Source organism: Oleiphilus sp. HI0132 (assembly GCF_001635845.1).
This window is the reverse complement of sequence record NZ_LWGJ01000426.1, coordinates 1-500: the sequence shown is the minus strand read 5'-3', so window position 1 is coordinate 500 and position 500 is coordinate 1. Positions and strand designations below refer to the sequence as shown.

1 protein-coding gene is annotated in these 500 nt (G+C 44.6%); it reads right to left on the bottom strand.

Annotated elements, in window-relative coordinates; translation table 11 throughout:
- The coding region (locus A3766_RS05195) for a tRNA guanosine transglycosylase (protein WP_156508706.1) at window positions 1-500 on the bottom strand (500 nt) is incomplete at both ends.

Sequence of the window (500 nt, the reverse complement as noted above, 5' to 3'; positions counted from 1 at the left end):
ATAAGCCACCAATGGCATAACCATCGAAGCCAATATTGGCTAAGCCTTCCAGGCTTTCATCACGCAAGTGCTCATACATTCCGCCCTGCACAATGCCAAATAAAGCTGAAGGGTTATCACCGTGAGCCTGTTTACTACGTTCAGCCCAGCGCATCGATAGCTCCATTGAACTACGTGCTTCTTCTTCCGTTGCAGGGTAAGGCGTACATTCGTCAAAAATCATAACGATATCTGAACCAAGCTTACGCTGAACTTCCATTGAGATTTCAGGCGTCAGCTCTACTTTAGAACCATTGATAGGGGACTTGAATGTTACACCCTTCTCGCTGATCTTACGCATATCTCCGAGGCTAAAAACCTGAAAACCTCCAGAATCAGTCAGAATTGGTTTATCCCATTGGATAAAGTCATGCAAAGTACCATGTTTCTCAACAATGTCGGTGCCCGGTCTTAGCATTAGATGAAAAGTATTTCCGAGAATAATATCCGCGCCAATCTCT